This window comes from Robertmurraya siralis, from assembly GCF_005502275.1.
Taxonomy (GTDB): Bacteria; Bacillota; Bacilli; order Bacillales; family Cytobacillaceae; genus Robertmurraya; species Robertmurraya siralis.
The window spans coordinates 1-1,863 of the sequence record NZ_SWLZ01000055.1; the positions used below are offsets into that span (position 1 = coordinate 1).

The 1,863-nt window shown below is 32.8% G+C and carries 2 protein-coding genes; both read left to right on the top strand.

Going from position 1 to position 1,863, the window contains the following annotated elements; all coding sequences use genetic code 11:
* Positions 1–590 precede the first annotated feature (590 nt).
* The gene (locus FCJ93_RS24585) at positions 591–1,340 is read left to right on the top strand and encodes an SDR family NAD(P)-dependent oxidoreductase (RefSeq protein ID WP_328592020.1); all 750 of its coding nucleotides are present in this window, start codon (positions 591–593) and stop codon (positions 1,338–1,340) included.
* A gap of 138 nt (positions 1,341–1,478) precedes the next feature.
* Positions 1,479–1,763: a MerR family transcriptional regulator gene (locus tag FCJ93_RS24590; RefSeq protein WP_137744926.1), complete on the top strand. Its 285-nt coding sequence runs from the start codon at positions 1,479–1,481 to the stop codon at positions 1,761–1,763.
* Positions 1,764–1,863 lie beyond the last annotated feature (100 nt).

The window sequence follows — 1,863 nt, forward strand, 5'->3', positions numbered from 1 at the left end:
AAGTCATACATGGTGGAGAGGATGAGGAAAGTCATCGGATGAAAAACAGGAAAAGTATTTTTTCAGCAGAAGTGTAAAAAGGAAACGAGCAAAAAGTGTAAAATTTGACTTGACGTCTACAGAGGGGAGTTGGAACGAGTTTTTTGGGTGGATACATTTAATCAAACTTTATTTCAAACCTACAGAATAGACGAAAATTGCGATTTATTCTTGATTCAATTTTCTTATCTTATCTTTGTGTGATGTAAATTGTTAAAAATAATAGTAAGACTAAAAATCGATGATAGTATAGTGCTGAATAACAATCCTTTAATTACATTTTGATTAAACAGTTGTACCAACCTTTTAAGTTTAATCAGTATTAATATTCATTTGTAAGTCTATTTTAATTCGGATTGCGAACTAATCAGTTTTATTCAACTAACGTTGCAACTTAGTTTAGTATCCATTTTAATGATTATTCATAACACTATAAAGGATACGAATATAAATCGTTTATGGAAATATATTAAATAAATTTTCCTTGACTTGGTGTTCACTCCAAGTAGTAATCTGTGTTTACTATCGGAAACACAGAAAGGAAGAATAAAATGAACGAACAAAATAAAGTGGTATTGATTACAGGAGCTAACTCTGGGATTGGATTGGAATTGACGAAAAAGATGCTATCTCAAGGATGGGAAGTAATTGTTGTAATTCGTTCTGACTTTCTAAATGATCAACCAATAATTATTGATGCTCTTAAAAAGAAGCTATTAAGAGTGTATAAAGCTGATTTAGCCGAATTCTCCAGCCTTAGAAACGTACTTAGCCAGATTAAGAAAAGCGAGACCAAAATTGACTTGATTTTTAACAATGCAGGAGTCAGTTTTGCTGAATACAAATATTCCAGACAAGGGCGTGAAATTCATTTTGAAGTTAATACATTAGTGCCTTATATCGTTACAATGGAACTTAAAGAACTGTTACTACAGGGGCAGGAGAAAACGATCATCAATACGTCTTCCAATTCTTTATTATTTTTGAAGCAATTTGACTTAAATACAGTAATCGATCCTAAGACAATTCCATTTAAAAAGATTATAGGTCCATATGCGAACAGTAAATTAGCCCTTTCCCTGTGGACGAATGGAATTGCTCCGAAGCTATTGACCGAGGGAATAAAAATTCGCAGTGTCTGCCCAGGACCAAACAGGACGAAGTTGACCAAAGGAAAAAGAATGCCCAGTTATATTCTTCCAATAAGGAACCTTATTTTTTCTCCTCCAAGCAAAGGGGCATCTCGCTTATATGAAGCTGCTTTCAATTTCAACAACGAAATTACCGGGATTTTTGGTTAAACAAGGGCAAAGAAACTGCAATCAAATTCTCTGGTTATGAGGCACAAGTACTTAATCAACTGATTGATATTTACCAAAACGAGTTTCTCGTTTAGATTTTAATTAATCTATCTGTAAACAAAATTAGTAGGTGATGATTTGAATGCTTATTCTATCAAGCAAGCTTCCAAGAAAACCGGATTAACTGAAGATGCGATCCGCTATTATGAAAAAATTGGATTGCTTCCTTATGCAAAAAGAAAACGAAATGGACATCGAATATACGATGAAGAAGACATAGAGCTAATGGAACTGATCATTTGTCTGAAAAAAACAGGAATGTCATTAAATGAGATGAAAAATATTTTACAATATCCTGTAAAATATAAACTTAGTTCTGTTCCCGAATTAAAAAGAACCCTTTGTGACCGTCAAGTAGAATGAAACAATTTTTGCTCGTTATTTTGAAACACTTTGTTCCCCAAATATGGTAGAACGATGCTTCATACGATAACTATCTTCATTTAAATGAATGATTTCTACT

What these genes read in the sequence shown, in the direction of transcription:
- FCJ93_RS24585 (WP_328592020.1), top strand. Translation starts at nt 591, where the DNA reads ATGAACGAACAAAATAAAGTGGTATTGATTACAGGAGCTAACTCTGGG.